Genomic DNA, 209 nt, shown 5'->3' with positions numbered 1-209 from the left:
GCGGCCCGTCAGGCTCAGCCGGCGCGCACGGTCCGCCAGCAGGTGTGGGCGCAGCGTGTCGCGTTGCCCGATGCGGCCGGCGACGTGGTGAGCGTCACGTGTATCGTCGCCCGGGAACTCGACCCGCCGGCAGGCGTCAAGCCGCTCGAATGGCGGCTGCTGAGTAACCGCCATGCGAACGACCTTGATGCGGCGGCGCAGCTGATTGA

At 70.8% G+C, this 209-nt stretch carries 1 pseudogene; it reads left to right on the top strand.

The window, feature by feature from the left end:
• Window positions 1-209 (top strand): annotated as a pseudogene (locus SB822_RS61800) (IS4 family transposase); the annotation flags it as partial.

Source organism: Paraburkholderia sp. SIMBA_054, from assembly GCF_046534875.1.
Taxonomy (GTDB): domain Bacteria; phylum Pseudomonadota; class Gammaproteobacteria; order Burkholderiales; family Burkholderiaceae; genus Paraburkholderia; species Paraburkholderia hospita.
This window is presented reverse-complemented; position numbering and strand designations above follow the sequence as displayed.